Origin of the sequence: Janibacter sp. Soil728 (genome assembly GCF_001428305.1) — a bacterium.
Taxonomy (GTDB): Bacteria; Actinomycetota; Actinomycetes; order Actinomycetales; family Dermatophilaceae; genus Janibacter.
On the sequence record NZ_LMRZ01000008.1, the window covers coordinates 30,140 to 56,316 of the forward strand.

Consider the following 26,177-nt stretch of genomic DNA (forward strand, 5'->3'; position numbering starts at 1 on the left):
GCCAGAACCTACGTGCGGGTACGACGTGCACCCGTGTCGTCGTGTGCGCTCGGTGGCCCGGAATGACGGGGGTTGCCGAGCCGCTCGTGGGGCAGGTGCACGTCGTACCCGCACGTAACCTTCGCGGGCATGGGCTGGCACCGGGGCGATCTGCGAGGATCGGGGCAAAAGACCAACCGATCACCGCGCCAGGAGGCTCTCCGCCATGCCCATCGCCACCCCAGATGTCTATCGAGACATGCTCGACCGCGCGAAGGCGGGCTCCTTCGCCTACCCCGCGATCAACGTGACCTCCAGCCAGACCCTCAACGCCGCGATCCGCGGCTTCGCCGAGGCCGGCAGCGACGGCATCGTCCAGGTCTCCACCGGCGGTGGCGAGTACCTGTCCGGCCCGACGATCAAGGACATGGTCACCGGCTCCCTCGCGCTCGCGGCCTATGCGCAGGAGGTCGCCAAGAACTTCGACGTCAACATCGCGCTGCACACCGACCACTGCCCCAAGGACAAGCTCGACGGTTTCGTCCGCCCGCTGCTCGCCGCGAGCAAGGAGCGCAGGGACGCGACCGGCCTGCCGATCTTCCAGTCGCACATGTGGGACGGCTCGGCCGTGCCGCTGGCCGAGAACCTGCAGATCGCGCAGGAGCTGCTCGAGCTGTCCGCCGCGGCCGACATCGTCCTCGAGGTCGAGATCGGTGTCGTCGGTGGCGAGGAGGACGGTGTCGCCAACGAGATCAACGACCAGCTCTACACGACCCCCGAGGACGCGCTCGCGACCGTCGAGGCCCTCGGCCTGGGCGAGAAGGGCCGCTACATGACGGCCCTGACCTTCGGCAATGTCCACGGCGTCTACAAGCCCGGCAACGTCAGGCTGCGCCCCGAGATCCTCAAGCAGTGCCAGGACGCGATCGTCGCGAAGTACGGCAGCGACCACGGTGAGCGCCCCCTCGACCTGGTCTTCCACGGCGGGTCGGGTTCGACCGCGCAGGAGATCAGTGACGCGGTCGACTTCGGCGTCGTCAAGATGAATGTCGACACCGACACCCAGTACGCCTTCAGCCGTCCGGTCGCCGGGTGGATGCTCGAGAACTACTCGGGTGTGCTCAAGATCGACGGGGAGGTCGGCAACAAGAAGCAGTACGACCCCCGGGCCTGGGGCAAGGAGGCCGAGGCGGCCATGGCCGCCCGGATCGTCGAGGCCTGCGAGAACCTGCGCTCGGCCGGGACGTCGGTGAAGGCCTGATGGACAACCTGCTCGGTATCCCCGAAACGCTCCTGCCCGAGGACCCCGCCGCCGCACGGATCGACGCCGGTGAGGACGCCACCACAGTGGCGGCGGACCTCCCTTCGTCCTCCCTGCCGTGGGCGGTGCTCGCCGAGGCCTCCCTGGACGGGGGCCGCTCGATCGAGGGCTACGCCTACGCCCGCACCGGCTACCACCGCGGTCTCGACGCGCTGCGTCGCTCGGGGTGGAAGGGTCAGGGGCCGGTCCCGTGGTCGCACCTGCCCAACCGCGGCTTCCTCCGCGCGCTCGCGGCACTGTCGCAGGCGGCCGGTGAGATCGGCGAGGACGACGAGGAGCTGCGCTGCCGCACCTTCTTGACGGACTCGTCGCTGGAGGCCGCCCGGGCGCTGCTCGGCTGACCACGCTCCCTGAGGAGGCCGTTCGCGGCCGTCTCGAAGGGGCCGCAATGCACGAAGGGCGTCACGACCAGTGGTCGTGACGCCCTTCGTCGCCGGTCCGGTGTCCCGTGTCCGGAAGTGCGAGGCGCGGGGCGCCGCTCTGAGTCCCCTGATCCATCGGCGGCGCCCGCGCGCAGGGCCATTGTGTCGCACGACGAACCTCAGAAATGGCACTAGACGGCCACTGGCAATAACATGCCAATCATGTGCCCATCGACGCCACCGGACGACGAGCCGCTGCTCCGCCTCGAGCGCTATCTCGCCGAGGACAGCGTCCGCATCGAGCAGGGCCGCGAAAAGCTCATCGACATCGGTGACGCCCTGATGACGCTGCGGGCACGGATGCACAACATCGACCTCGGTGACGACCCCGGGGTGCAGGTGCTCACCCAGGAGATGGCGGCGCCGATGATCGACCGCATCGCCGGCCAGGTGGACCGCACCGACAACGTCATCCTCGACCTCGAGACCGGTGCCGGTCGCGAGGAGGTCAACGGGCGCCACGAGCGCGCTCGCGCGGTCGAGGGGCAGGTCCAACGGACCCTGCTGCACCCGTCGGTGCTGGGTACCGAGCTGGCTCGCAGCGAGCTCGCGGCCAAGCGCGGGACCGGGCAGGAGCAGCGGGTCTCCGAGCTCGTGGTCACGGAGTTCCTCGTCCTCGGCGAGGAGGCCGTCGTCACCCTGTCGGAGTGGGCCGACCCGCAGGCGCCGTACGTCTTCATCCGCAATCCCGCACTCGTGCAGTGCTTCGCGACGTGGTTCGAGCTCATGTGGTCCGTCTCGCCCGAGGTCGAGGTTCCGGAAGGTGGCGCCGACGATGCCCTGATCAGGATGCTGGCGCTCGGGGCCAAGGACGAGATGATCGCCCGCACGCTGCACGTCGGGCTGCGCACCGTCCGGCGTCGGGTCGCGGCGTTGATGGACCAGTACGGCGTGGGCACCCGCTTCCAGCTGGGGGCCGCTCTGGAGCGCGACGAGAGGCTCACGAAGTCCCCTCGGTAGAGTGGGCCGGGTGAGCAGCCGCGGGGGGTCCCGCGGCTGACGTGCTGTCGAGACCCGCTTCCAGATGCGGGCGAGGAGGACCGATGCCGGCGATCGTGCTGATCGGAGCCCAGTGGGGCGATGAGGGCAAGGGCAAGGCCACCGACCTGATGGGCAACGACGTCGACTACGTCGTGAAGTTCAACGGTGGCAACAACGCAGGCCACACCGTCGTCATCGAGGGTGAGAAGTACGCGCTGCACCTGCTGCCCTCGGGCATCCTGACCCCCACCGTGACGCCCATCATCGGCAACGGCGTGGTCATCGACCTCGAGGTGCTCTTCCAGGAGCTCGACGGTCTTGATGCGCGCGGGGTCGACACCTCCAAGCTGCTCGTCAGCGCCAACGCGCACCTCATCCCGCCGTACAACCGCACGCTCGACAAGGTGACCGAGCGCTTCCTCGGCAAGCGCAAGATCGGCACCACCGGCCGCGGCATCGGTCCGACCTACGCGGACAAGATGAACCGCATCGGGATCCGCGTGCAGGACATCTTCGACGAGGGCATCCTGCGGCAGAAGGTCGAGGCCGCTCTCGCCTTCAAGAACCAGGTCATGGCGAAGATCTACAACACGCGCGCCTCGGACGTCGACACGGTCGTCGAGGAGCTGTTGTCCTACGCCGACCGGCTGCGCCCCATGGTCGCTGACACCAGCCTGGTGCTGGAGAAGGCGCTCGACGAGGGCAAGAACGTCCTCCTGGAGGCGGGTCAGGCGACGCTGCTCGACGTCGACCACGGCACCTACCCCTTCGTCACCTCGTCCTCTGCGACGGCTGGCGGCGCCTGCACCGGCTCCGGTATCCCGCCGACCCGTGTCAGCCGCGTCATCGCGATCCTCAAGGCCTACTCGACGCGCGTCGGCGAGGGCCCCTTCCCGACCGAGCTCTTCGACGACGACGGGGAGTTCCTGCGCAAGGTCGGTCACGAGTACGGAACGACGACTGGTCGACCGCGTCGCACCGGGTGGCTCGACGCCGTGGTGGGTCGCTACGCGACGCGGATCAACGGCGTCACGGACTTCGTCATCACCAAGCTCGACGTGCTCACCGGGCTCGAGCGCGTGCCGATCTGCGTCGCCTACGAGATCGACGGCGAACGAGTCGACGAGATGCCGGTCAGCCAGTCCGACGTGCACCACGCGAAGCCGATCTACGAGTACCTCGACGGCTGGTGGGAGGACATCACCGCCTGCCGCACCTTCGAGGAGCTGCCGGACAATGCCCAGGCCTATGTCCTGCGCGCCGAGGAGCTCATCGGCGCCCGCGTCTCGGCCATCGGCGTCGGCCCCGGGCGCGAGGAGATCATCCCGCGTCACCCGCTGCTCGATTCCTGAGCCACACGTGGTGACGCCGACGTAAAGGCGTTGCCTTCTCTCCCTTCGTGCAGGAAGGTTGGGACAGACGAGGCCGCACCCGCGGTCCCGGCCAGCGACGAAGGGAGGTCCCATGAGCAACCACGAGAGCGCTCCTGAGGACATGAAGGCGAAGTTCCGGGAAGCGCTGGAGAAGAAGCAGCAGCACGGCGGCGCGAATGTCTCGCGCGGTGGGGCGCACGGCAAGGTCGAGGACTCGCACCGGGCCGAGACCACGGCGACCCAGCAGATGTTCCGGCGCAAGAGCGGCTGACCGACACCTCCAACTCGCGGGCCCCCGGAGCGGTTGCTTCGGGGGCTCTCGGGTAGTGGGAAGATGTCTGGAACCCCGATACGCAGGAGGCGCTGCCATGGGCCACGATGCCGCCATGACTCATGATCTGTCCGGGAGCGCGACGGTGCGCTGGACCACGACAGCCTCCCCCGAGCGGGTGTGGTCGGTCATCGAGGACGGCTGGACCTACGCCGCGTGGGTGGTCGGTGCCTCGCGGGTGCGCTCCGTCGATGCGTCCTGGCCTGCCGAGGGGAGCGATCTGCACCACTCGGTGGGGGTGTGGCCGCTCGTGCGAGATGACCGGACCTCGGTGGTCGAGATCGATCCCTCGCGGATGCGCATCGTCCTGCGGGCCCGGGTGCGGCCCTTCGGGACGCAGCTCGTCGAGATCGAGGTCGCCAGGCGGACCGAGGGGACGATGGTCACGATGCGTGAGGACGCCTCGGGAGGTCTGGCAGGCCTCGTCCCCCGACCGGTGCGTCAGGTCGGACTGACGGCGCGCAACCGTGAGGCGCTGCACCGGCTGTGCCTGCTTGCCGAGCGCGAGACGCACGTCGAGGAGGTCTGAGGGTTGGAGAGCGTCGACGCCGTGATCATCGGTGCCGGTCACCATGGTCTGGTCACCGCTGCCTACCTGGCCGATGCGGGCTGGGACGTGCTCGTGGTCGAGGAACGTGACCGTGTCGGTGGGGCGGTGGCGAGCCGCAGCAGCGAGGGCTGGATCGAGGACGAGTTCAGCGCCTGTCACCCTCTGGCGATGGCCTCGCCGGTGCTGCGAGAGCTCGATCTCGAGGCCCACGGGTTGCAGTGGGCGCAGGCGGAGCGGCCGCTCGCCCACGTCGCTGGCCCGGGCGAAGGGGGAGTCGCCCTCCACGCAGACGCCGAGGCGACCGCAGCCGGGCTCGATCGCGAGCACCCGGGCGACGGGCGGGAGTGGCTGCGCATGGTCGAGCAGTGGGGGCGGGTCCGAGACCCGCTCCTCGCGGCCTTGCTCACCCGCTGGCCGCCCATCAAGGACGCCGCCCGGGTCCTGGCCCGTCTGGGGCTGCGCGAGGCGCCCGACCTCGCCCGGCTCGCGGTGCTACCCGTCACCCAGCTCGCGGCGGAGAGCTTCGGCGGCCGCGGTGCCGGTCAGCTCCTCGCGGGCAATGCGATGCATGCCGACATCCCCCCGACCTCGGCCGGGAGCGGTCTCTACGGGTGGCTGATGACGATGCTGTGCCAGGAGGTCGGCTTCCCCTCGCCGAAGGGCGGTACCCGCGAGCTCGCCGAGGCCCTGCGTCGCCGGGCGGAGTCCGCGGGCGCGAGGGTCGAGACCGGCGCCGCCGTGGAGAGGATCGTCGTCGCCAGCGGACGGGTCCACGGCGTCGAGCTGGCCGACGGCCGGCGGATCCGCGCCCGACGCGCCGTCGTGGCGGACACGAGCGCCCAGGCCCTCTACGAGCGCCTGCTCGACCCTGACTGCGTGCCCGATGGGTTGCGGCGCAGGATGCAGCGGTTCACCTGGGACCTGCCCACGCTCAAGCTCAACCTGCGTCTCGACGCCCCGATGCCGTGGACCGCATCGGCAGCCCGGGGCGCAGGTGTGGTGCATGTCGGGCAGGACCTGCCCGGGCTCGTGCGGTGGTCCGCGGACCTGGAGAGCGATGTCGTCCCCGAGCGGCCCTTCTCCCTCGTCGGGCAGATGACGACGATCGACCCGTCGCGCTCGCCCGCTGGCACCGAGGCGCTGTGGCTCTACACCCACCTGCCTCGGGGCCGGCACGACGACCCGGCTGCCGCCCGAGAGGTCGTCGCGGGCGTCGAGGACATGCTCGAGTCGCTCGCCCCCGGCTGGTCCGCGCACGAGGTCGGCCGGTGGGTCCAGACACCGCGGGACCTGCAGGCAGCTGACGCCAACCTCGGTCACGGCGCTGTGGGTGGAGGCACCCAGCAGCTCTTCCAGCAGGCGATCTGGCGCCCGACGACCGGGCTGGGCGGACCGCGCACCCACGTGGCCGGGCTCTACCTGGGTAGTGCAGCGACCCACCCGGGCGGCGGGGTGCACGGTGGCTGCGGCTTCCTGGCCGCACGCGCGGCGTTGCAGGACTCCCGGTGGTGGGGGCGGCCCCGCCAGCGGCTGCTCCTGTCGACCCTCCAGCGATTGCACGACGCGCGGTGACGCGGGTCGTCATCTCCGGCGCGAGCGGCAACATCGGCTCAGCGCTCGTCCCCGCGCTGCTCGCCTCCGGTCACCAGCCGGTGGCGTTGGCCCGTCGACCACCGCCAGCGGCCGACGGGGCGGAGTGGATCCGCGCGGACCTGAGCACCTACGGCGGCCAGGAGGCCCTGACCCGTGCTCTGCGGGGCGCCGACGCCTATGTCCACCTCGCGTGGCCGCTGCAGCCGATGCGCCGGCCCGGTCTGCTGCACGACCGCGGTCCCCGGATGCTCCTGCCCTGCGTGACGGCCGCGCTCGACGCGGGGGTCGGCAAGATCGTGCACCTGTCGTCGGTGGCGGCGTACTCACCCGGTCCCGAGGGGGGCCGCGTCGATGAGACCTGGTCGCTCGGGGGTGCCGCCGACTCGCCCTATGCCCGTGGCAAGGCGCTGGGCGAGAGGCGTCTGGACGTGCTGGTGCGCGCACGTTCGGCCACCGACCGGGTCGCCGTCATGCGACCGTGCCTCGTCGGGCAGCACCGGGCCGGGGCCCAGATGACGCGCTACGGTCTCCCCGCGCTGATGGCCGCCACCCGGGCCGTCCGCCACGTGCCGTGGGTGCCGAGGGCCGACGGCTTTGCACTGCAGATGGTGCACGCCGACGACGTCGCACGCGCGATCGTGGCCGCCATCGACGGCGATGCCTCGGGCGCGTTCAACCTTGCCGCTGACGGTGCGGTCGGCGGGCGGGAGATCGCTGCGGCACTCGGCGCCCGGGCCGTGCGGGTCCCCCGGGGGCTCCCGCGGCTCGCGGTCGCGGCCGCGTGGCACGCCCACCTCGGTCCACTGGACCCGAGCTGGGTCGACATGGCGGTGCAGGCACCGCAGATGGCCACAGGGCGGGCTCGGGCGACGCTGGGTTGGCGACCCGAGCACGACGCGGTCGACGTCCTGCGCGAGGTCGTCGAGGGGATGCGGTCGGGCGCCGGCGGGGCGAGCGCCGCCCTTCGGCCGGCGGCCCGGGCCTCGGAGATCCGCAGCTGGACCGCCCGCGGGTCGGTCGCTCGCCGCTCGCTGACCTGAGCCCGTCGCCGTCGTGACGGTCAGTCGGTCGGGCGCAGCACCGTCATCCGGTGTGCGGCCCGGGTGAGCACGACATAGAGCACGCGGGCGCCGCCCGGGGACTCCGCGGCGATCGCGTCGGGGTCGACGACGAGGGTCGCGTCCCACTCCAGACCCTTGGTCGAGAGCGGGTCGATGACCACGACCCGGCCGCCGTGCGCGCCGGCGAGCGGGAGCACGGCATCGGTGTGCCGCTGAGGGGTGATGATGGCGATCGACCCGTCGACCTCTTGCGCGAGTGCGTCGAGGGCCTGCGCGGCAACGGCGCCCACGTCGGGACGCGAGGTGTCGAGCGCGTCGCCGAAGGTGATCTCCATCGGGTCGACGCCGGTCTCGCGCACCGCGTCGGGGATGTCGGCATCGGGGACGATCGGCAGGATGACATCGCGCGCGTAGTCGAAGATCTCCTGCGCGTTGCGGTAGTTGGTCGTCATGTGGAAGGCCTGGCGCGGCTGGTTGCCGTAGGCCTCCTCACGCGCCTGGTCGGCCTCGGCGGTGTCCTGCCAGGACGCCTGGGCGACATCGCCCACGACGGTCCACGAGGCACGGCGCCCACGTCGCCCGATCATCCGCCACTGCATCGGCGAGAGGTCCTGGGCCTCGTCGACGAGGATGTGCGCGTACTCGCCGGGGCGGCCGACGGTGCCGTGGAGCAGACGCTCTCGGGCGTTGGTCGGGGTCAGGCTGTGGCTCATCTCGGGTGCCGTGATGGCCGAGCCCATGGCGCGCAGCTCCTCGACGCCGTCGAGCTCCTCGATCTCGTAGAAGGAGCGCTCCTCACGCTCTGGCTCCTCGACCTGGCCGAGGCGGACCGACAGGTCGTCGACGAGGGCGGCGTCGGAGACACTCCACGTCCCGGCCTCGAGGGTCTCGCGGGCCGAGTGCGCCAGTGCGGCGGCATCACCCTGGCTGAGCACGGAGCGACACACCTCGTAGGCGAGCTCGGTGTCGGCGAGCCACAGCAGGGCCTCGCGGGGGTCGACCTGCGGCCACCACTCGGCGACGAAGTCGTCGATGGCCATCGACTCGTCGAAGGAGTCCATGAACTCGTCACGGTCACCCTCGCGGAGCTGGCGCCAGGCTGCCTGGCCGAGCAGCTCACGCACGTACCCGGTCGCCTGGTTGCGGCCGCGGTCGCGCAGCGCGCGCCGACGGATGTCGTCGAGCGTCCGCTCGTCGAGGCGCACGGGCAGACCGCCGACCATGGCCCGCAGGCTGGTGGGCGCACCGGGCACGGCCCGGTCAGCGAGCCGCTTGAGGACGGTGCGCATCTGCAGCGACCCCTTGATCGCGGCGACCTCGGGGGCGTCGTGGCGCACGGCGGTGATGACGTCGACGACGTCGCCGAGGGAGCGCAGCACCACCGAGTCCTCACCGAGCGAAGGGAGGACCCGCTCGATGTACGCGGTGTAGGCCGAGGAGGGTCCGATGACGAGGATGCCGCCGGACTCGTAGCGACGACGGTTGGCGTAGAGCAGGTAGGCGGCGCGGTGCAGCGCGACGACCGTCTTGCCGGTGCCGGGACCGCCGCTGATCTCGGTGATCCCGCGGTCGGTGGCGCGGATGGCCTCGTCCTGGTGGGTCTGGATCGTCGCGACGATGTCGCGCATCTGCTGGCCGCGGGTGCGGGTGAGGGCGGCGAGCAGGGCCCCGTCCCCGACGATCACCATGTCGTCGGGTGCCTGGGGGACCATGAGGTCGTCCTCGACGCCGATGACCTCGTCGCCGCTGCACCGCAGCACGCGGCGGCGGATGACGCCGTGGTTGTCGACGGGGGTCGCCCGGTAGAAGGGTGAGGCCGCCGGAGCGCGCCAGTCGATGACGAGCGGCTCGTAGTCGTCGTCGCGCACCCCGAGGCGGCCGATGTAGCGGATCTCGCGGTCGGAGCTGCCCTCGGGGTCGCCGTGCTCGAGGTCCAGGCGACCGAAGACGAGGCCTTCGTGCTGGTTCTCCAGGTGGGAGATGCGGCGGGCGGCGGTGTAGACGAGGGCATCCCGCTCGAAGAGCCCGGACATCTCCTCGTCGCGCACGTCGCCGGTGCGGTCGGTGCGGCCGCGGGACATTCCGTCGACCGCGACGAGGTCCGCTCGTTTGCCGGCCTTGGCCAGCTCGGCGTGCACGCGGTCGAGGTGCTTCTGCTCTGTGGCGACCTCCGCTGCGGCGGCGTCGACGTGGGTGTCGGTCACGTGTCGTCCTGCTCTTCCTGCGGATCGGGCGAAAGATGTGAGTCTAGTTCCTCGCGAGGGTGCCTCGGTGCCCGGTCGGCGGCAGTGCTTGCGGTGGGGCGGCAGGCGAGCGGCAAGAACTTCACGGCACCATCTTGATTTCACCCTCAACAAAGTGTCACTATCGACAGGTCGGCTTCGGTCGACGGTCGCGCGGTCGGTGTCCCCCCTGATGTCTGGACCCGCGACCTGGGGCGCAGCTCACGACAGATACCCCCTGCCTGCCGAGAGCTGCGCCCTCCCTCATGCCCTTTTGCGGTCGTCTCACCGCTCCAGGGGGTGCGGCGCGTGAGCCTCGAAGAGCCGTAGGCTCGCCCCCGTGAAGGTTCTCGTCATCGGCTCCGGCGCCCGCGAGCACGCTCTCGTCCGCGCCCTCACCCTCGATCCCACGGTGGCTGCGGTCATCGCCGCCCCGGGCAACCCCGGTACCGACGCCCTGGCGCTCAACGAGCCGGTCGACGCGACCGACCCGCAGGCCGTCGTCGAGCTCGCCCGGCGTCACGCGGTGGACCTCGTCGTCGTCGGGCCGGAGGCCCCGCTCGTCGCGGGCGTCGCCGATGTCCTGCGCGAGGCCGGGTTCCGCTGCTTCGGGCCGGATGCCGGTGCGGCTCGGCTCGAGGGCAGCAAGGCCTACGCCAAGGAGGTCATGGCTGCCGCCGAGGTGCCGACCGCGATGGCGCACGTCTGCGCCGACGAGGCGCAGCTGGCCCAGGCGCTCGACGCCTTCGGTCCCCCCTTCGTCGTCAAGGACGACGGTCTGGCGGCCGGCAAGGGAGTGGTGGTCACCGAGGACCGGGCCGTCGCCATGGAGCACGGTCTGGCCTGCCTGGCGAAGGGAGCCGACGCCCGCGTCGTCATCGAGGAGTTCCTCGACGGCCCCGAGGCGAGCCTCTTCTGCATCTGCGACGGGACCACCGTGGTCCCGCTGGACCTCGCCCAGGACTTCAAGCGGATCTTCGACGGTGACGAGGGCCCCAACACCGGTGGGATGGGCGCCTACAGCCCGCTGACGTGGGCCCCCGAGGGGCTCGTCGACGATGTCGTCGCTCGGGTCGCGCAGCCGGTGGTCGACGAGATGGCCAGGCGGGGGACTCCCTTCGTCGGGGTGCTCTACGTCGGTCTGGCGCTCACCTCGCGCGGGCCGCGGGTCATCGAGTTCAACGTGCGCTTCGGTGACCCGGAGACCCAGTCGGTCCTCGCGCGCCTCGAGTCGCCGCTGGCGGTGCTGCTCGCAGCGGCTGCCGATGGTCGGCTCGACGAGCTCGAACCGCTGCGCTGGAGCCCGCAGGCGTCGGTGACGGTCGTCATCGCGGCCGAGGGCTACCCGGCCGCGCCCGTCACCGGTGTGGCCATCGACGGGCTGGAGGCCCTGGCCGCGAGCGATCTGGCCGATCACGTCCACGTCCTGCACGCCGGCACCGCGATCGACGAGGTCCGGGCCCAGCTGGTCTCCGCCGGCGGCCGCGTCCTGTCCGTCGTCGCCCTCGGTGACGACCTGGTCCGGGCCCGCCAGCGTGCCTACGAGGCCGTCGAGCAGATCGGTCTCGATGGTGGCCACCACCGCACCGACATCGCCCTGCGCGCAGCCCGCGGCGAGATCCGCGCCTGACCCGCGACCGCGACCGCGACCGCGACCGCGCGCCCACGCGACCGCGCGCCACCGCGCTCGGTGGAGGTGAACGCGCCGGCCTTTCGTCCGCGTGTTGCCGTCCACTCGTCGGGCTGCCGCCAGCGAAGGGGGCTCAGGCCGCCGTGTCCTTGCGCGGGCGCCCTCTCACCCGCTTGCGGGCGATGACCCGGCCCTCGTCGAGGATCTCGCCACCCCACACGCCCCAGGGTTCGCGCCGTTCGAGCGCGCCCTGCAGGCACATCATCCGCAGTGGGCAGCCCCGGTACAGGACCTTGGCGTGCTCCAGGTCAGCGGGGCTCTCGGCGAACCACAGCTCCGGGTCGCTCGCGCAGGGCGTCGACGGGGAGCCCGGCCGTGACGACGGGGTCGATGGCGAAGGGGGCGTGGTCGCCCGGGCGGCGATCGTCGAGGACATGCCCTCCAGCCTCTGACCTGAAGTCCACTTGAGGTCAAGCGCTAGGTTGTCGGCCATGGACAAGCGCGATCTCCTGACGATCGGCGAGACGGCGGCACGGGCCGGGGTGAGCGTGCCGACGCTGCGCTTCTACGAGTCCAAGGGGATCGTCCACTCCACCCGCACGTCCGGCAACCAGCGTCGGTACCCGCGGCACACGCTGCGGCGTCTCGCCTTCGTCCGGGCAGCACAGCGCTTCGGTCTGGCGCTCGCAGACATCCGTCAGGCGCTCGACACCCTCCCGGCGGACCGCCCGCCGACCGCGAGGGACTGGCAGCGACTCTCCCGCCGATGGCACGACGCGCTCCAGGAGCGGATCGACGCGCTCGTCGAGCTGCGCGACACCACGTCCGGCTGCATCGGCTGCGGCTGCCTGTCCACGAGCACCTGCCCGATCTACAACGCGGATGATCGGCATGCGCAGGAGGGCCCCGGGGCCGGACGGTGGCCGCAGGGCCTGCGCGAAGGTCACTGAAGGCCTGCATTCCCCTAGGGCAATGCAGACGAACGGTCACTGAAGGCCTGCATTCCCCTAGGGCAATGCAGACGAACGGTCACTGTCCGGGGGGCTTGCTCGGCGTTCGCTCCGTCCCGCTGAACGCGCGTGCCCGGCGCCCGATCGGGTATGTGGTCCTCATGGACGAAGCACACCGCAGACCGGACGGCGTCGACGACCTGACGGTCGAGGCGCTCGGCAAGCTGTCCGAGGCCCTCGAGGTGGTCGAGGAGACCCGGGGCCACCTCTACGCCTTCCACCGCCGGTGCGGCACGGCCGACCTGACGCTCCAGGAGGCGGTGCGACTCCTGCGCGAGGCAGGCCACACCGCGATCGCCGACGACCTGCAGACCAACCTCGTGGGGCGCAACGTGCTCCCCGACCGCTGGAGCTACCAGATCGTCGAGGAGTACGACGCCACGTACTACGAGACCTTCACGGCCGCCGAGGCCGCAGCGCGTGAGGCGCTCGTCGACGGCAAGCGCCACCTCTTCGAGGCGGAGATGAAGGTGGCGGAGCGCCGCGACGGGCCCTGACGCTGCCTGCGAAGATGGGCCCATGACGACTGACGGCCACCTCGAGCTGCCCGGATACGCCCACGTCTACTCCGGCAAGGTGCGCGACCTCTACGCACCCCTGGGAGCTGACGGTGCCCCGCGAGCGGACCGGCTCCTCCTCGTGGCGAGCGACCGGATGTCGGCCTACGACTTCGTCCTCGACACCCCGATCCCCGACAAGGGGGCCGTGCTGACCCAGATGTCGTTGTGGTGGTTCGAGCAGATGGCCGACCTCGTGCCGCACCACGTCGTCTCGACGGAGGTGCCCGCGGCCGTCGCCGGCCGGGCGGTCCTCGTCGAGCGCCTCGCGATGCTGCCCGTCGAGTGCGTCGCCCGGGCCTACCTCACGGGCGGCGGGTTGAACGAGTACCGAGCGAGTGGCGCCGTGAGCGGTGTCGAGCTGCCCGCCGGCCTCGTCGACGGATCGCCGCTGCCTGAGCCGATCTTCACCCCCTCGACCAAGGCGCCGATGGGCGAGCACGACGAGCCGATCCCCTTCGGCGGAGTCGTCGACGAGATCGGTCAGGCGCTCGCCGAGCGTGCCCGCGACCTCACCGTGCGGATCCTGCAGCGCGGCAACGAGATCGCCACCGAGCGCGGCATCATCCTCGCGGACACCAAGGTCGAGTTCGGCCTGCGTGGCCTCACCCTGGGCGAAGGGGAGGACGAGCGGGCCGCGATCCGCGACCGGGGGGCCGACTGCGAGATCGTCCTCGCGGACGAGGTCCTCACACCGGACTCCTCACGCTTTTGGCCGGCCGAGTCCTGGGAGCCGGGACGTCAGCAGCCCAGCTACGACAAGCAGTACGTCCGCGACTGGCTGACGTCCTCGGCGAGCGGGTGGGACAAGAGCTCGGGCGAGGCGCCCCCTTCGCTCCCGGAGGACGTCGTCGCGCAGACCCGGGCCAAGTACGTCGAGGCCTACGAGCGGCTGACGGGGCAGACCTTCCGCTCCTGACGTATCAGATCGGATACGATGGGTGGATGATCGCGCAGCCCACGCTGGCCCGTGTCCTCGAGTCTGCAGCCCACTTGCAGGAGATCGTCCCCGACGCCGTGCTCGTCGGAGGGTCCGCCGCTGCCTTCTATGCGGAGCATCGTCAGTCCTTTGACCACGACCACGTCGTGACCGATCTGGCGGCGCGTTACGCCGATGTCGTCGAGGCCGTCGAGGCCACGCAGGGTTGGGCCACGAGCGTGCGCGCCAGCTCGCCCCCTCTCACTCTGCTCGGCTCGCTCGACGGGGTGGAGGCGGGCCTGCGCCAGCTGCGTCGGACCCGGCCGCTGGAGATCGAGGTGGTGGACGTGCGTGGGCACGCGCTGCGCGTGCCCACCCCCGTCGAGTGCCTCCGCATCAAGGCCTACCTCGTCGTGCAGCGCAACCAGGTGCGGGACTACCTCGACGTCGTGGCTCTCGCCGACCGGCTGGGGAGCGCGGGCGCGGTGGCGGCGCTGAGCGAGATCGATGCCTACTACGCGGACCGGTCGGGAGAGTCCGACTCCGTCCTGACCGTCCTCACGCAGCGGCTCTCGCAACCGGATCCCCGCGATGTGCGGGTGACGCGACAGCTGTCCTCGTACAAGGGCCTGGTGGCCCGGTGGCAGGACTGGGGGGCCGTGGTCGGGGCCTGCCAGGCGCTGGCCGATGCCGTGGTGGATCGACTCGAGGCCGAGTCGTGAGCGTCTCCTTCCGCAATGTCGACGTCGATCCGACCGCACCCGTCGGGACCTGGCCCTACGAGGCGATCGTCACGGTCATCGAGCGAGGCTCGATCACCGACTGGATCGTGCTGACCCGGGCCATCGATGCGGACCCGTGGGGGCCGGTGGCCCGTCAGGTGGAGGACTACCTGTCCTACGAGTCTCCCTATGGGGTGGGGCCATTGCTCGGTCGCGCCATCGCTCGGGCGCGACGCCAGGCCGAGGAGCGGGAGCGTGCGGCGGTGGCCGACGAAGTTCGGCGGCTCGTCGCCGACTCCGGCATGACGACGGAGGAGTTCGCGCGCAGCGTCGGTACCTCGCGCAGCCGGCTCTCGACCTATCGCACGGGGCGGGTCGTGCCCTCGGCGACGATGATGCACCGCATGCGGGGCGCTGGTGGACGTGCCACGCCTGCTCAGTAACGACCGACGACCGCGACCTCCCGCGCCGGCGGCTCGTAGGGCTCCGGCCAGAAGTCGTCGATCTCGGTGATCAGGCCATCGCTGAAGCGGAAGAAGCACAGACCGGTCATGGTCTCCTCGCCGACTGCGACGGTCGTCCAGCTCACCCCTTCGTCGTCCCGGGCGATGACCCGCTCGACCGTGAGGTGCCAGTCACCGGGGTAGGTCTGGTTGAAGGCCACGTAGTCGGCGCGACCGCGCACGATCTCGCGGGTCTGGGGATCTCGGTAGACGACGTCGGGCGCCACCGCCTGCCCGAAGGTCTCCCAGTCCCGCTCCTCGCAGGCGCGCCAGTACTGCGTGATGAGTGCGTGTCCGTCCATGCGTGGACGATAGGGCCGGGCGCCGACAGCCGCTCGGTGGCGGGCGTCCCCGCCCTTCCGCCAAGCCGCGTCCCGGGGCAGACTGCGGTCATGTCGACGACGACCGAGATGGCCACTGCCCGCGCCAACGGACTGGGAGAGGTGTTGCGCCGCAGCGCTTCCCGCTTCCGCGACAAGACGGCGATCATCGACGGGGAGACCCGGTGGAGCTTCCGCGAGCTCGACGCGATCGTCAGCTCCGTGGCCGCCGGTCTGGCCGAGCACGGCGTGGCGAAGGGGGACCGGGTCGCCCTGCTCAGTCGCAACAGCGCCGAGTTCGCCGCGATCGCCTGGGGCGCCGCGCGCCTTGGGGCCATCCTCGTGCCGATCAACTTCATGCTCACCGCCGACGAGGTCGGCTGGATCCTCGGCGACGCCGAGCCGGTCGCCTTCGTCGCCCAGCCCGAGTTCGTCGCGACGGCGCAGTCCGCGATCGAGAGCAGCGGGCAGGAGGTGACCACGCGCATCGTCTCCGGGGGAGAGGCCGCGGGGTGGACCCCCTTCGCCGATCTCGTCGGGACCGATGCCTCCGACTGGACGCCACCGCTCGTCGCGGACGACGACCCGATCCGCCTGATGTACACCTCTGGCACCGAGTCGCGGCCGAAGGGGGCGCTGCTCACCTCCCGTGCCCTGCAGGCCGAGTACCTGAGCGCGATCATCGACGGTGGCATGACCGGCGACGACATCGACCTGCACACCCTGCCGCTCTACCACTGCGCACAGCTGGACTGCTTCCTCGGCCCGGACATCATGCTGGGCGCGACGAGCATCATCCTGCCCGCGCCGGAGCCGGGGGCAGTGCTGCGCGCCATCGCCGAGCACGGGATCACGAAGTACTTCGCGCCGCCGACGGTGTGGATCGGGCTGCTGCGGCACGCCGACTTCGACTCCACAGAGCTGTCCTCGCTGCGCAAGGGCTACTACGGGGCGGCGGCCATGCCGGTCGAGGTGCTCAAGGAGATCCTGCAGCGGCTGCCGGAGCTCGACCTGTGGAACTTCTACGGCCAGACCGAGCTCGCGCCCGTCGCGACGATCCTGCCGCCGCACGAGCAGCTGAGTCACGCGGGCTCGGCGGGCTTCCCGGTGCTCAATGTCGAGACCCGGCTCGTCGACGACGACGGCAACGAGGTCCCTGTCGGCGAGGTCGGCGAGGTCGTGCACCGCAGCCCGCAGATCGCGGCCGGCTACTGGCGCAACGAGGCCAAGACCGCAGAGGCCTTCGCCGGGGGCTGGTTCCACTCCGGTGACCTGGCCGTCGCCGACGACGAAGGGAGGATCACGATCGTCGACCGCAAGAAGGACATGATCAAGACCGGTGGCGAGAATGTCGCCTCCCGCGAGGTCGAGGAGGCGATCTACACGCATCCCGACGTGGCCGAGGTCGCCGTCTTCGCGCTGGCCGACCCCAAGTGGATCGAGGCCGTCACCGCGACGGTCGTGGCTCGCGAGGGATCGACCCTGAGCGTCGAGGCGCTCCAGGAGCACTGCGCCGGGATCCTCGCCCCCTACAAGCGGCCCAAGCGGATCGAGATCCTCACCGAGCTGCCCAAGAACCCGAGCGGCAAGATCCTCAAGCGCGAGCTGCGGGAGCGCTTCAGCTGACACCCCGTGGACGCACCTTCGACGCGCCGACCCCCCGCGGCTCACGGGGTCCGCCACGGCGGCTCCCGTTAGAGTCAAGGGTCGAGTGCACCAGCATCAAACGAAGGCGTAGCCAATCACCATGAACTCCCCCCGCCGGTCCATTGATCCGCTTCTTCCTCCCCTGAAGAGTCGTCTCAAGAAGGTGCTGCGGCCCGCGGCGGGCCGAGTCATGCCCACGGTCGCGAGGCTCGCCGGCGCGAGCGAGGTGGCCCCGAGCCGGGAGGCCGTCCAGCCGAAGGCCGATGCGGGCCGTGCGGCACGGACCCCGACCGTGGACTCCGACCAGCTGGTCCGCGGGGCATCGCTGGACGAGTCGCTCCTGACCGAGGTCCGTGGCCTGGTCAAGAACGGCGAGCGGGACAAGGCCGTCGCACTCGGCCATGCCCTGCGAGGACGGCCGGCCACGCGCGACCTGGGCTCTGCCGTGCTCGGTGTCGCCCTGCTCAACAGCTCTGGACCTGACAGGGCCTGGTCGGTCTTCTCCGAGATCGCCGGCACGCCGGCCTCGGAGCCCGTGGCCAACGAGCTCTACGCGGCTGCCTTCGGTGCGCTGGGCGACGACGCTGCCACGGTCCTCGACGAGGACCTCGCCTCGGGCCGGTACCGCAGCTGGAGCGGCAACTCCCTGCTGCGTGTCGCCCAGAAGTCCCTCGTCCGGGGCCTGCACGAGCAGGCCAGGGTCCTCATCAAGCAGGCGGAGGAGATCCCCGAGGGCGCGACGTCCAAGGCGGTCCGCAAGGAGCTCGCGCGCTTGGCCACCTGGCTCCCCGAGGGCACGAAGCGGGCCGAGATCCCGCAGGTCGCGGGAGCCATCAACTACGGCGTGATCGGCTACGACCAGCCCGACGTCGTCTCGCGCAACATCGGCGACTACATCCAGACGGTGGCCTCGATGGGGCACATCGTGCGGCAGCGCAACTTCAGCTTCACCGGCAACGCGGACCTCGTCGACTTCGCCGCCGAGCTGCGGGCGTCGACCAAGACCGAGCGCATCGTCGACGGACCATCGGCCACGCTCAACCTCTTCGAGCTCAACCGCGACGGCAACCCCTTCCAGGCCGTCCCCGAGCAGACCTGGGCGGTGACCTTCGGTTGGTTCATGCACCACATGTTCGGCCAGGGCTTCGCCATCCCCTTCCACGACAACGTGCGCCCCATCATCCTGTCGGTCTACGTCCGCTTCCCGGAGATGCTGACCCCTGAGGTCGTCGACTACCTGCGCAAGTACGCACCGATCGGTTGCCGCGACTGGCAGAGCGTCGCCCTGCTGCGCGCTGTCGGGGTCCCCGCCTTCTTCTCCGGCTGCATGACGACCACCGTCGACACCGTCTTCCGCCGTGATGGCGAGGACACGCGAGACGCCACCATCTACGTCGACTCCCCGCAGACCGGTCCGGGGGTGTCGCGCACCCAGGTCCAGACCGGCATCCGGGACCTCTCCTTCGTCGAGAACCTGCGGCTCGCCCGCGACTGGGTCTCCCACTACCACCTCGAGTACGACAAGGTCATCACCTCCCGCCTGCACTGCAACCTCCCTTCGCGCTCGGTCGGCTCCACGGTCACCTTCCTGCCGAAGAACCGGTCCGACACCCGCTTCGGCGGCCTGATCGACACCACCGACGAGGACTTCGAGCGGATCCGTCAGGGCATCCTCGACAAGGTCTCGGTCATGCTGCAGACCATCGCCTCGGGGGCCAGCGAGGACGACGTCTACGCGAAGTGGCGCGAGATCACCGCTCCCGCCATGGCCGAGGCGGACGAGCTGCTGGCCTCCAAGCACCTGCGCGTGCTCGACGCAGACACCGTGGCCTCCCTCGTGCCGGCGGCGGGTACCGACATCGCCCAGGCCTCCAGCGCCGACACCATCAACGTCGTCGTGGACGTGCGGCGCGGAGAGCTGAAGCACCTGCCCAAGCTCATCCGGTCGATCGACGCCCACACCTCGACCCCGGTCGAGGTCTGGCTGGTCGCCGCCGGCGCGACCAGCGCCGAGCGCAAGAAGCTCCTCGCCCAGGACCTGCCGCTGAGCGTGCACTGGGTCGACCTCGACGCGTCGGCCCTGACCAGCCTGGGCAGCGACCTCAAGCCCGCCGCCCAGCAGGAGCTGGCCCTCGCCCTGACGGCTGCGGCGCTGCCGCAGGCCCAGCGCGCGGTCTTCCTCACGGCGCCGGCGCTGGTGCGCCAGGACCTCGCCACGCTGGCGGCCCAGGCGCCCACGGAAGGGTCCCTGGTCACCGCGACCGCGGACCGTCACCGCGGCCGGCAGAGCGGCCTGGCCCTCATCCACCGCGTGTCCAGCCGGCAGGGCGACGACAACCGCAAGGCCCTCGACTTCCTGATGGCCGCGCACGGCCTGCGCCCGGGTGAGTTCGCGACCTTCGACACCAATGTCATGGTGCTCGACCTCGAGGCGGCCCGGCGCGACAACCTCAGTGGTCACCTCGCGCCCCTGGTCGTCGACTACGGCATGACCTTCCGCGAGGCGCTCAACCTCGTCGTCGGGCCCCGACGCACGGATCTCGACGCCGTGTGGAACCACGCCCCCGGGTACGAGGTGCAGGACGAGCCGGCCGTCGTCAACTGGCGGGACACGACCAAGCCGTGGTCCGGGTCGGTGACCCCCTTCGCTGCGGAGTGGACGGCGAGCTGAGTCAGAGGCGCAGGTCCCGGATTGGTGAGCACGACCGTTGACCCGTCCGGGCCTCCCGCCGCCTAGCCGTCCTCGTCGGACGGGTGGCGGCGCGCGACCGCCCGGTCGGTCAGCACGATGTGCACCGCGAGAGCGACGGCCGCGAGCACCGCGAAGGTGAAGAAGACCATCGCGATCGCGGGGAACCCGAGGATCCGCGCGTCGGTGTCGACACGCATCATCATCGCCGCACCGATGATGGTCGCCGCGATGATCAGGCCGAGGGTCAAGCGGTTGCCGACCCGTTGGAGCACGAGGTGCAGCCGCTGCTCGTCGATGGCGTCGACGCGCAGGCGCATCTCGCCGCGCGCGAGGGTGTCGAGGATCCGGTTGGCCCGCTTGGGCAGCTGCGCGGTGAACTCCTTGGCCTCGATGGCCGCCGTGAGCATCCCGCCGGGCGAGAGCTTGAGCGACGAGGCGAAGATGTCGGACACGTTGTCGCGGATCGCCTCTGCGGGGGAGAAGTCCGGGTCCAGGTGCGATGTCGTCTGGTCGAGGTTGAGCAGCGCCTTGCCGATCATCGCCATCTCGGCGGGCGGTCGCAGACCGTGCATGCCGGAGAGGCGGGAGAGGTCGACGAGCAGGCGGCCGGCCTCGAGGTCGGCCCCGCTGGACACCGCCTCGCTCACCAGGTGCGCGACATCGTCGCGGAAGGCGCCGGGATCGTTGTCCTCGAGCGCGTGGCCCATGTCGGCCAGGACGGCAGCAACCTCCTCGCCCTCACCGTCGTTGATCGCCAGCAAGAGCTTGGTGACATGGGTCTGCACCCGTCGAGGAACGGTGGCGACCATCCCGAGGTCCAGCAGCGCGAGGCGCCCGTCCTCGGTGATGAGCAGGTTGCCCGGGTGGGGGTCCGCATGCAGCACGCCGTCGTCGAGGATCATCCGCAGGTAGCAGTGGAAGAGCTGCTCGACGACGGGACGGGCGTCGAGATCGATGAGGGCCAGCGGGCCGAGGTCGGTGACCTTGCGGCCCTCGATGTACTCCATCGTCAGCACTCGTGTCGTGGACAGCTGCAGCACCGGCTCGGGCACGACGAGCCGGTCGTGCTGCGAGGTCAGCTCGATGAAGCGCAGCAGGTTGCGCGCCTCGCGCCGGTAGTCGAGCTCGTCGACGAGCGAGCGGCGGAACTGGCGCAGCAGCTGGTTGAGACCGTAGGAGCGGCCCACGCTCGTGTGCCGATCCGCGAGTCCGGTCACGGTGTCGAGCGCGTCCATGTCGCCCCGGACGGTCTCGCGCACGTCGGGGCGCTGCACCTTGACGACGACGTCCCTGCCGGAGCGGGTCGTCGCCCGGTGGACCTGCCCGAGGGAGGCCGCCGCGAGCGGCTCCTCGTCGAAGAAGGCGAAGAGGTCCTTGATCCGGGCGCCCAGCTCCTCCTCGACGATCTCGCGCACCTCCTCGAAGGGGAAGGGCGCCACGGAGTCCTGCAGCCGGGTCAGAGCCTCGGTGTAGGCCGGCGGCAGCAGGTCGAAGCGCGTGGAGAGCAGCTGACCGAGCTTGATGTAGGTCGGCCCCATGGCCTCGAGGTCCGCGGCGAAGGCCTCGGCGTCGTCGCGGGCACCCTCGGGCTGGTCCGCGCCAGCCGCGAGGTCGTCCTGCTGCGCACCGGAGAGGAGGTCGCCTCGGGAGTGGCGCAGGAGGAGTCGCACGAGGTCGGAGTATCGGCTGGCGCTCATGGTCATATCTTGCCTGCGGATACTCGTCGTGGGCACCAGAGGAGCAGCCTTGGGCTCGCCCGTAGACTCACCCCCGGACGCACCCCCTTCGCACCAGGAGATTCCCCGTGGGACGCATCGTCGTCGACGTCATGCTCAAGCCCGAGATCCTCGACCCCCAGGGTCAGGCCGTCCGCGGGGCGCTGCCCCGTCTGGGCCTGGACCAGTTCACCGACGTGAGGCAGGGCAAGCGCTTCGTCCTCTCCGTCGACGGTGAGGTCACGGACGAGCACCTCGCCAAGGCCCGCGAGGCCGCCGAGACGCTCCTGTCCAACCCCGTCATCGAGGACGTCGTCAACGTCCACGAGCTGACGAGCGACGAGCCGGAGCAGGCGCCGATCACCGGGGCGGGCGCGTGAAGATCGGCGTCGTCACCTTCCCCGGCAGCCTCGACGACTCCGACGCCCGCCGCGCCGTGCGCATCGCCGGCGGCGAGGCCGTCGAGCTGTGGCACGGTGACGCGGACCTGCGCGGCGTCGATGCCGTCGTCATCCCCGGCGGCTTCTCCTACGGCGACTACCTGCGCGCCGGGGCCATCGCCCGCTTCGCCCCGGTCATGACCGAGGTCATCACGGCGGCGAAGGGCGGCCTGCCGGTCCTCGGCATCTGCAACGGCTTCCAGATCCTCACCGAGTCGCACCTGCTGCCCGGATCGATGATCCAGAACGACCATCGCAAGTTCCTCTGCCAGGACCAGGTCCTGCGGGTGGAGAACGCGAGCAGTGCGTGGACCAACGGCTTCGAGGTCGACCAGGAGATCACCGTCGTGCTGAAGAACCAGGACGGCCAGTTCGTCGCCGACGAGGCCACCCTCGACCGGCTCGAAGGGGAGGGACAGGTCGCCTTCCGCTATGTCGGAGGCAACCCCAACGGTTCCTCGCGTGACATCGCCGGCATCACCAACGAGCGCGGCAACGTCGTCGGGCTCATGCCGCACCCCGAGCACGCCGTCGAGGAGGGGTTCGGCCCGAGCCTGGACGGTCGCACCTTCTTCACGTCCGTCCTGCAGCAGGTGGTGTCCGCATGAGCATCCTCGACACCGTCACCCAGGCCGCCCAGACCCCTGACGTACAGCAGCCCTGGGCCGACCTCGGCCTCAAGCAGGACGAGTACGAGCGCATCGTCGCCATCCTCGGGCGTCGCCCCACGAGCGCCGAGCTGGCCATGTACTCGGTCATGTGGTCCGAGCACTGCAGCTACAAGTCCTCCAAGGTCCACCTGAAGCGCTTCGGCGACCTGCCCTCCGAGACGCCGCTGGGCAAGACCCTCGCCGGCATCGGCGAGAACGCGGGCGTCATCGACATCGGTCAGGGCTGGGCGGTGACCTTCAAGGTCGAGTCCCACAACCACCCGAGCTATGTCGAGCCCTACCAGGGCGCGGCCACCGGCATCGGCGGCATCGTCCGCGACATCATGGCGATGGGCGCCCGCCCGATCGCCGTCATGGACCCCCTTCGCTTCGGTGCCATCGACCACCCCGACACCGCCCGGGTCCTGCCCGGCGTCGTCCGGGGCGTCGGCGGTTACGGCAACTCCCTCGGCCTGCCCAACATCGGTGGCGAGATCGTCTTCGACGAGTGCTACCAGGGCAACCCGCTCGTCAACGCGCTGTGCGTCGGGTCGCTGCGCCACGAGGACCTGCACCTGGCCAATGCCACGGGTGCGGGCAACAAGATCGTGCTCTTCGGTGCCAAGACCGGCGGCGACGGCATCGGTGGCGTCTCGATCCTCGCGTCCGAGACCTTCGACGAGGGCGGCCCCGCCAAGCGCCCCGCCGTGCAGGTCGGCGACCCCTTCGCGGAGAAGGTGCTCATCGAGTGCTGCCTCGACCTCTACGCCGCAGGCGTCGTCGAGGGCATCCAGGACCTCGGCGGAGCGGGCCTGTCCTGCGCCACCTCCGAGCTCGCCTCCGCCGGTGACGGCGGCATGAGCATCGAGCTCGACCGCGTCCCGCTGCGCGACTCCACGCTCTCCCCCGAGGAGATCCTGATGTCGGAGTCGCAGGAGCGGATGATGGCCGTCGTCGCGCCCGACAAGCTCGACGCCTTCCTCGAGATCACCGGCCGCTGGGATGTCGAGGCCGCCGTCCTCGGTGAGGTCACCGAGGGTGACCGTCTCGTCGTCACCTGGCACGGCGAGACCATCGTCGACGTGCCGCCGCGCTCCGTGGCCCACGACGGCCCGGTCTACGAGCGTCCGATCGCCCGGCCGGAGTGGCTCGACGCGGTGCAGGCCGACTCGAGCGACTCCCTTCCCCGCCCGAGCGACCTTGGCGCGGACCTGCTGGCGCTGCTCGCCTCGCCCAACATCTGCGACAAGTCCTGGGTCACCAACCAGTACGACCGCTACGTCCTGGGCAACACCAAGCGCGCCATGCCGCACGACTCGGGCGTCGTGCGCGTCGACGAGGAGACCGGCCTCGGTGTCGCGCTCTCGACGGACTGCAACGGCCGTTTTGGTCGGCTCGACCCCTACGCCGGTGCGCAGCTGGCGTTGGCCGAGTCCTATCGCAATGTCGCGACCACCGGCGCCCTGCCGCTGGCCGTCACCGACTGCCTCAACTTCGGCTCGCCCGAGGACCCGGCCGTCATGTGGCAGTTCCAGCAGGCCATCGGCGGGCTCTTCGACGCCTGCCTCGAGCTGGGCATCCCGGTGACCGGCGGCAATGTCTCCTTCTACAACCAGACCGGTGAGACGGCGATCCACCCGACGCCTGTCGTCGGCGTGCTCGGTGTCATCGATGATGTCGCGACGGTCGTCTCCTCCGGCTTCGAGACGAAGGGGGAGATCGTCCTCCTTCTCGGTGAGACGCGGGACGAGCTCGATGGTGGTGAGTGGGCGCACGCGCTGCACGGCCACCTCGGCGGCCAGCCGCCCCGGGTCGACCTCAAGGCGGAGAAGGCGCTGGCCGACTTCTTCGTCGACGCGGTGCGTCGTGGCGTGCTGACCAGCTCCCACGACCTGTCCGACGGCGGTCTCGCCGTGACGCTGGCGGAGTCGGCCATGACCGGTGGCATCGGTGCCTCGGTCGACCTGTCGCCGGTCCTCCAGCGCGACGGGGTCGACGCCTTCACCGCGCTGTACTCAGAGTCCACCGCCCGTGCGCTGGTCACCGTGCGCTCCGAGGCCGACCTGGCCACCGTCGCCGGCATCGCCGAGACCCACGGTGTCCCGATCGCCCGCCTCGGCAGCACCGACGGCGACCGGCTCAAGGTCAAGGACGCCTTCGAGGTGGGCCTCGAGGAGATGCGCGCGGCGCACACCGGCACGATGCGGCAGTACTTCGGCTGACGCCCTGACCCGCCTCGGGCCACGCCACACAGAGACCGTGCATTGCCCTAGGGCAATGCACGGTCTCTGCGCGTGAGGGCTGCATTGCCCTAGGGCAATGCAGCGATCAGGCGTCGCGTCCGGCAGCAGCGAGACGCTCCGCGACGAGGGCCACGAGCAGAGCCAGCGCCGCCATGCCGGCACCCACCCAGAGGGGTGAGGTGTACCCGAGCCCGGCCGCGATCGTCATCCCACCGATCCACGCGCCGATGGCATTGCCGATGTTGAAGGCCGCGATGTTGGCACCCGAGGCGAGGGTCTGGGCGTCGCCCGCCCAGGCCATGACCCGCATCTGGAGGGCTGGCACGGTCGCAAAGCCGAAGCCGCCCATGAGCACCAGCGCCACGACGGTCAGCCAGGGAGAGGAGGCGACGAGCGCGAAGCCGACCATGACGAGCGACAGCGCCGCGAGGGTCACCACGAGGGTGAGTGCGCGGGACCGGTCGGCAGCGCGGCCGCCGAGGGTGTTGCCGACGAAGAGCCCGCCGCCGAAGAGGATCAGCAGCCACGGCACGCTGGAGGAGGCGAACCCGGAGACGTCGGTGAGCAGGAAGGCGATGTAGGTGAAGGCGCCGAACATCCCGCCGAAGCCGAGCACGGTGACGAGCAGGGACAGCCAGACCTGGCTCTCGCGGAAGGCGGCCACCTCGTCACGGAGGGAGGCCTCCCCTTCGCCCCGGCCTGCACCCTGCGGTACGAGTGCAGCGATCGCCACGAAGGCGGCGATGCCGATGAGCGTGATGGCCCAGAAGGTCGAGCGCCAGCCGAGCTGCTGACCCAGCAGCGTGCCGAGCGGGACGCCGAGGACATTGGCAGCGGTGAGACCGGTGAACATCACGGCGATGGCTCCGGCGCGACGTTCGGGACTGACCAGCGAGGCCGCGACGACTGATCCGATGCCGAAGAAGGCACCGTGGCACAGCGCCGCGACGATCCGGCCGGCGAGCATCACCTCGTAGGTGCTGGCGAGCGCCGAGAGCGTGTTGCCCGCGATGAAGAGGGTCATGAGCGCGAGGAGGACCCGCTTGCGATCGAAGCGCGTGGCGACCGCTGTCAGCAGGATGGCTCCGACGGCGACCGAGAGTGCGTAGCCGGAGATCAGCCAACCGGCTGTCGCTTCGTCGACACGGAAGTCCGCTGCCACCTCGGGGAGCAGCCCGGCAATGACGAACTCGGTCAGGCCGATGCCGAAGCCGCCGGCCGCAAGGGCGATGAGGCCCGCAGGCATCCGTCGCGAGGGCAGTGGCTCGGGCGCCACCACCATGGATGCGTCTGGCG

At 70.7% G+C, this 26,177-nt stretch carries 24 protein-coding genes; 19 read left to right on the top strand and 5 right to left on the bottom strand.

Going from position 1 to position 26,177, the window contains the following annotated elements; genetic code table 11:
• The first annotated feature begins 205 nt into the window (after positions 1-205).
• From fbaA to ASG73_RS16880, 8 genes are all read left to right on the top strand, one after another.
• Complete coding sequence (fbaA, locus tag ASG73_RS16845; protein ID WP_055998162.1) at positions 206-1,240, top strand: class II fructose-bisphosphate aldolase; 1,035 nt, start codon at positions 206-208, stop codon at positions 1,238-1,240.
• Positions 1,240-1,641, top strand: coding sequence for a DUF3151 domain-containing protein (locus tag ASG73_RS16850; RefSeq protein ID WP_055998167.1), 402 nt, complete (start codon positions 1,240-1,242; stop codon positions 1,639-1,641). Before fbaA ends, ASG73_RS16850 begins: the two co-directional genes overlap by 1 nt.
• A 243-nt stretch (positions 1,642-1,884) precedes the next feature.
• The gene (locus tag ASG73_RS16855) at positions 1,885-2,682 is read left to right on the top strand and encodes a helix-turn-helix transcriptional regulator (protein WP_055998170.1); all 798 of its coding nucleotides are present in this window, start codon (positions 1,885-1,887) and stop codon (positions 2,680-2,682) included.
• 83 nt (positions 2,683-2,765) lie between these two features.
• Positions 2,766-4,055, top strand: a complete 1,290-nt coding sequence (locus ASG73_RS16860; protein ID WP_055998173.1) for an adenylosuccinate synthase — start codon at positions 2,766-2,768, stop codon at positions 4,053-4,055.
• 112 nt (positions 4,056-4,167) lie between these two features.
• Positions 4,168-4,347, top strand: a complete 180-nt coding sequence (locus ASG73_RS16865) for a DUF5302 domain-containing protein (RefSeq protein ID WP_055998176.1) — start codon at positions 4,168-4,170, stop codon at positions 4,345-4,347.
• Between the two features lie 115 nt (positions 4,348-4,462).
• Positions 4,463-4,936: an SRPBCC family protein gene (locus tag ASG73_RS16870; RefSeq protein ID WP_055998284.1), complete on the top strand. Its 474-nt coding sequence runs from the start codon at positions 4,463-4,465 to the stop codon at positions 4,934-4,936.
• A 3-nt stretch (positions 4,937-4,939) separates the two neighbouring features.
• Positions 4,940-6,529 (top strand): phytoene desaturase family protein, encoded by a 1,590-nt coding sequence (locus ASG73_RS16875; protein ID WP_055998179.1) that lies wholly within the window; start codon positions 4,940-4,942, stop codon positions 6,527-6,529.
• Positions 6,526-7,590 (top strand): NAD-dependent epimerase/dehydratase family protein, encoded by a 1,065-nt coding sequence (locus tag ASG73_RS16880; RefSeq protein WP_055998182.1) that lies wholly within the window; start codon positions 6,526-6,528, stop codon positions 7,588-7,590. The genes ASG73_RS16875 and ASG73_RS16880 overlap by 4 nt, the downstream gene beginning before the upstream one ends.
• Before the next feature lie 20 nt (positions 7,591-7,610).
• On the opposite strand, the gene ASG73_RS16885 is transcribed toward ASG73_RS16880, so the two are convergent.
• Entirely contained in the window at positions 7,611-9,815 is a 2,205-nt protein-coding gene (locus ASG73_RS16885) for a HelD family protein (protein ID WP_055998185.1), read from the bottom strand.
• Between the two features lie 358 nt (positions 9,816-10,173).
• Between ASG73_RS16885 and purD the strand changes: the two genes are divergently transcribed.
• On the top strand, positions 10,174-11,463 hold the full coding sequence (gene purD / locus ASG73_RS16890) for a phosphoribosylamine--glycine ligase (protein ID WP_055998188.1): 1,290 nt from the start codon (positions 10,174-10,176) through the stop codon (positions 11,461-11,463).
• A gap of 133 nt (positions 11,464-11,596) precedes the next feature.
• On the opposite strand, the gene ASG73_RS16895 is transcribed toward purD, so the two are convergent.
• Entirely contained in the window at positions 11,597-11,899 is a 303-nt protein-coding gene (locus ASG73_RS16895; RefSeq protein WP_055998287.1) for a WhiB family transcriptional regulator, read from the bottom strand.
• 55 nt (positions 11,900-11,954) lie between these two features.
• On the opposite strand from ASG73_RS16895, the gene soxR reads away from it, so the two are divergent.
• The 5 genes from soxR to ASG73_RS16920 all read left to right on the top strand — a co-directional run bounded on the left by soxR (position 11,955) and on the right by ASG73_RS16920 (position 15,114).
• Positions 11,955-12,413 (top strand): redox-sensitive transcriptional activator SoxR, encoded by a 459-nt coding sequence (soxR, locus tag ASG73_RS16900; protein WP_055998191.1) that lies wholly within the window; start codon positions 11,955-11,957, stop codon positions 12,411-12,413.
• A 161-nt stretch (positions 12,414-12,574) separates the two neighbouring features.
• Entirely contained in the window at positions 12,575-12,970 is a 396-nt protein-coding gene (locus tag ASG73_RS16905) for a hypothetical protein (protein WP_055998291.1), read from the top strand.
• 22 nt (positions 12,971-12,992) lie between these two features.
• Positions 12,993-13,949 carry a phosphoribosylaminoimidazolesuccinocarboxamide synthase gene (locus tag ASG73_RS16910; RefSeq protein ID WP_055998194.1) on the top strand — a complete coding sequence of 319 codons (957 nt, stop codon included), beginning with the start codon at positions 12,993-12,995 and terminating at the stop codon, positions 13,947-13,949.
• A 26-nt stretch (positions 13,950-13,975) separates the two neighbouring features.
• The gene (locus tag ASG73_RS16915) at positions 13,976-14,671 is read left to right on the top strand and encodes a hypothetical protein (RefSeq protein WP_055998197.1); all 696 of its coding nucleotides are present in this window, start codon (positions 13,976-13,978) and stop codon (positions 14,669-14,671) included.
• Positions 14,668-15,114, top strand: coding sequence for a helix-turn-helix domain-containing protein (locus ASG73_RS16920; RefSeq protein WP_055998200.1), 447 nt, complete (start codon positions 14,668-14,670; stop codon positions 15,112-15,114). The genes ASG73_RS16915 and ASG73_RS16920 overlap by 4 nt, the downstream gene beginning before the upstream one ends.
• On the opposite strand, the gene ASG73_RS16925 is transcribed toward ASG73_RS16920, so the two are convergent.
• Complete coding sequence (locus tag ASG73_RS16925) at positions 15,108-15,476, bottom strand: nuclear transport factor 2 family protein (protein ID WP_055998203.1); 369 nt, start codon at positions 15,474-15,476, stop codon at positions 15,108-15,110. The genes ASG73_RS16920 and ASG73_RS16925 overlap by 7 nt on opposite strands.
• 90 nt (positions 15,477-15,566) lie before the next feature.
• Between ASG73_RS16925 and ASG73_RS16930 the strand changes: the two genes are divergently transcribed.
• A complete protein-coding gene (locus tag ASG73_RS16930) occupies positions 15,567-17,120 on the top strand; it encodes a fatty acyl-CoA synthetase (protein WP_055998206.1) in 1,554 nt (517 codons plus the stop codon).
• A gap of 211 nt (positions 17,121-17,331) precedes the next feature.
• Positions 17,332-19,812: a polysaccharide pyruvyl transferase family protein gene (locus ASG73_RS16935; RefSeq protein WP_055998209.1), complete on the top strand. Its 2,481-nt coding sequence runs from the start codon at positions 17,332-17,334 to the stop codon at positions 19,810-19,812.
• A 62-nt stretch (positions 19,813-19,874) separates the two neighbouring features.
• On the opposite strand, the gene ASG73_RS16940 is transcribed toward ASG73_RS16935, so the two are convergent.
• Positions 19,875-21,530 (bottom strand): ABC1 kinase family protein, encoded by a 1,656-nt coding sequence (locus ASG73_RS16940; RefSeq protein ID WP_200946940.1) that lies wholly within the window; start codon positions 21,528-21,530, stop codon positions 19,875-19,877.
• Positions 21,531-21,637: 107 nt separating this feature from the next.
• Here ASG73_RS16940 and purS point away from each other — a divergent pair, with 107 nt between their 5' ends.
• Genes purS through purL form a run of 3 tightly spaced genes read left to right on the top strand, consistent with a single transcriptional unit; the run spans position 21,638 to position 24,860 of the window.
• Complete coding sequence (gene purS / locus ASG73_RS16945; RefSeq protein ID WP_055998215.1) at positions 21,638-21,928, top strand: phosphoribosylformylglycinamidine synthase subunit PurS; 291 nt, start codon at positions 21,638-21,640, stop codon at positions 21,926-21,928.
• A complete protein-coding gene (gene purQ, locus ASG73_RS16950) occupies positions 21,925-22,596 on the top strand; it encodes a phosphoribosylformylglycinamidine synthase subunit PurQ (protein WP_055998218.1) in 672 nt (223 codons plus the stop codon). The genes purS and purQ overlap by 4 nt, the downstream gene beginning before the upstream one ends.
• A complete protein-coding gene (purL, locus tag ASG73_RS16955; RefSeq protein ID WP_055998221.1) occupies positions 22,593-24,860 on the top strand; it encodes a phosphoribosylformylglycinamidine synthase subunit PurL in 2,268 nt (755 codons plus the stop codon). Before purQ ends, purL begins: the two co-directional genes overlap by 4 nt.
• Before the next feature lie 106 nt (positions 24,861-24,966).
• On the opposite strand, the gene ASG73_RS16960 is transcribed toward purL, so the two are convergent.
• A complete protein-coding gene (locus ASG73_RS16960) occupies positions 24,967-26,127 on the bottom strand; it encodes an MFS transporter (RefSeq protein WP_055998224.1) in 1,161 nt (386 codons plus the stop codon).
• Between the last annotated feature and the right edge of the window lie 50 nt (positions 26,128-26,177).

What these genes read in the sequence shown, in the direction of transcription:
- ASG73_RS16925 (WP_055998203.1), bottom strand. Translation starts at nt 15,476, where the DNA reads ATGGACGGACACGCACTCATCACGCAGTACTGGCGCGCCTGCGAGGAG.
- ASG73_RS16935 (WP_055998209.1), top strand. Translation starts at nt 17,332, where the DNA reads ATGCCCACGGTCGCGAGGCTCGCCGGCGCGAGCGAGGTGGCCCCGAGC.
- ASG73_RS16895 (WP_055998287.1), bottom strand. Translation starts at nt 11,899, where the DNA reads ATGTCCTCGACGATCGCCGCCCGGGCGACCACGCCCCCTTCGCCATCG.
- ASG73_RS16865 (WP_055998176.1), top strand. Translation starts at nt 4,168, where the DNA reads ATGAGCAACCACGAGAGCGCTCCTGAGGACATGAAGGCGAAGTTCCGG.
- soxR (WP_055998191.1), top strand. Translation starts at nt 11,955, where the DNA reads ATGGACAAGCGCGATCTCCTGACGATCGGCGAGACGGCGGCACGGGCC.
- ASG73_RS16930 (WP_055998206.1), top strand. Translation starts at nt 15,567, where the DNA reads ATGTCGACGACGACCGAGATGGCCACTGCCCGCGCCAACGGACTGGGA.
- ASG73_RS16870 (WP_055998284.1), top strand. Translation starts at nt 4,463, where the DNA reads ATGACTCATGATCTGTCCGGGAGCGCGACGGTGCGCTGGACCACGACA.
- ASG73_RS16905 (WP_055998291.1), top strand. Translation starts at nt 12,575, where the DNA reads ATGGACGAAGCACACCGCAGACCGGACGGCGTCGACGACCTGACGGTC.
- purL (WP_055998221.1), top strand. Translation starts at nt 22,593, where the DNA reads ATGAGCATCCTCGACACCGTCACCCAGGCCGCCCAGACCCCTGACGTA.
- ASG73_RS16940 (WP_200946940.1), bottom strand. Translation starts at nt 21,530, where the DNA reads ATGAGCGCCAGCCGATACTCCGACCTCGTGCGACTCCTCCTGCGCCAC.
- fbaA (WP_055998162.1), top strand. Translation starts at nt 206, where the DNA reads ATGCCCATCGCCACCCCAGATGTCTATCGAGACATGCTCGACCGCGCG.
- ASG73_RS16850 (WP_055998167.1), top strand. Translation starts at nt 1,240, where the DNA reads ATGGACAACCTGCTCGGTATCCCCGAAACGCTCCTGCCCGAGGACCCC.
- ASG73_RS16855 (WP_055998170.1), top strand. Translation starts at nt 1,885, where the DNA reads ATGTGCCCATCGACGCCACCGGACGACGAGCCGCTGCTCCGCCTCGAG.
- ASG73_RS16915 (WP_055998197.1), top strand. Translation starts at nt 13,976, where the DNA reads ATGATCGCGCAGCCCACGCTGGCCCGTGTCCTCGAGTCTGCAGCCCAC.
- ASG73_RS16910 (WP_055998194.1), top strand. Translation starts at nt 12,993, where the DNA reads ATGACGACTGACGGCCACCTCGAGCTGCCCGGATACGCCCACGTCTAC.
- ASG73_RS16860 (WP_055998173.1), top strand. Translation starts at nt 2,766, where the DNA reads ATGCCGGCGATCGTGCTGATCGGAGCCCAGTGGGGCGATGAGGGCAAG.
- ASG73_RS16960 (WP_055998224.1), bottom strand. Translation starts at nt 26,127, where the DNA reads ATGCCTGCGGGCCTCATCGCCCTTGCGGCCGGCGGCTTCGGCATCGGC.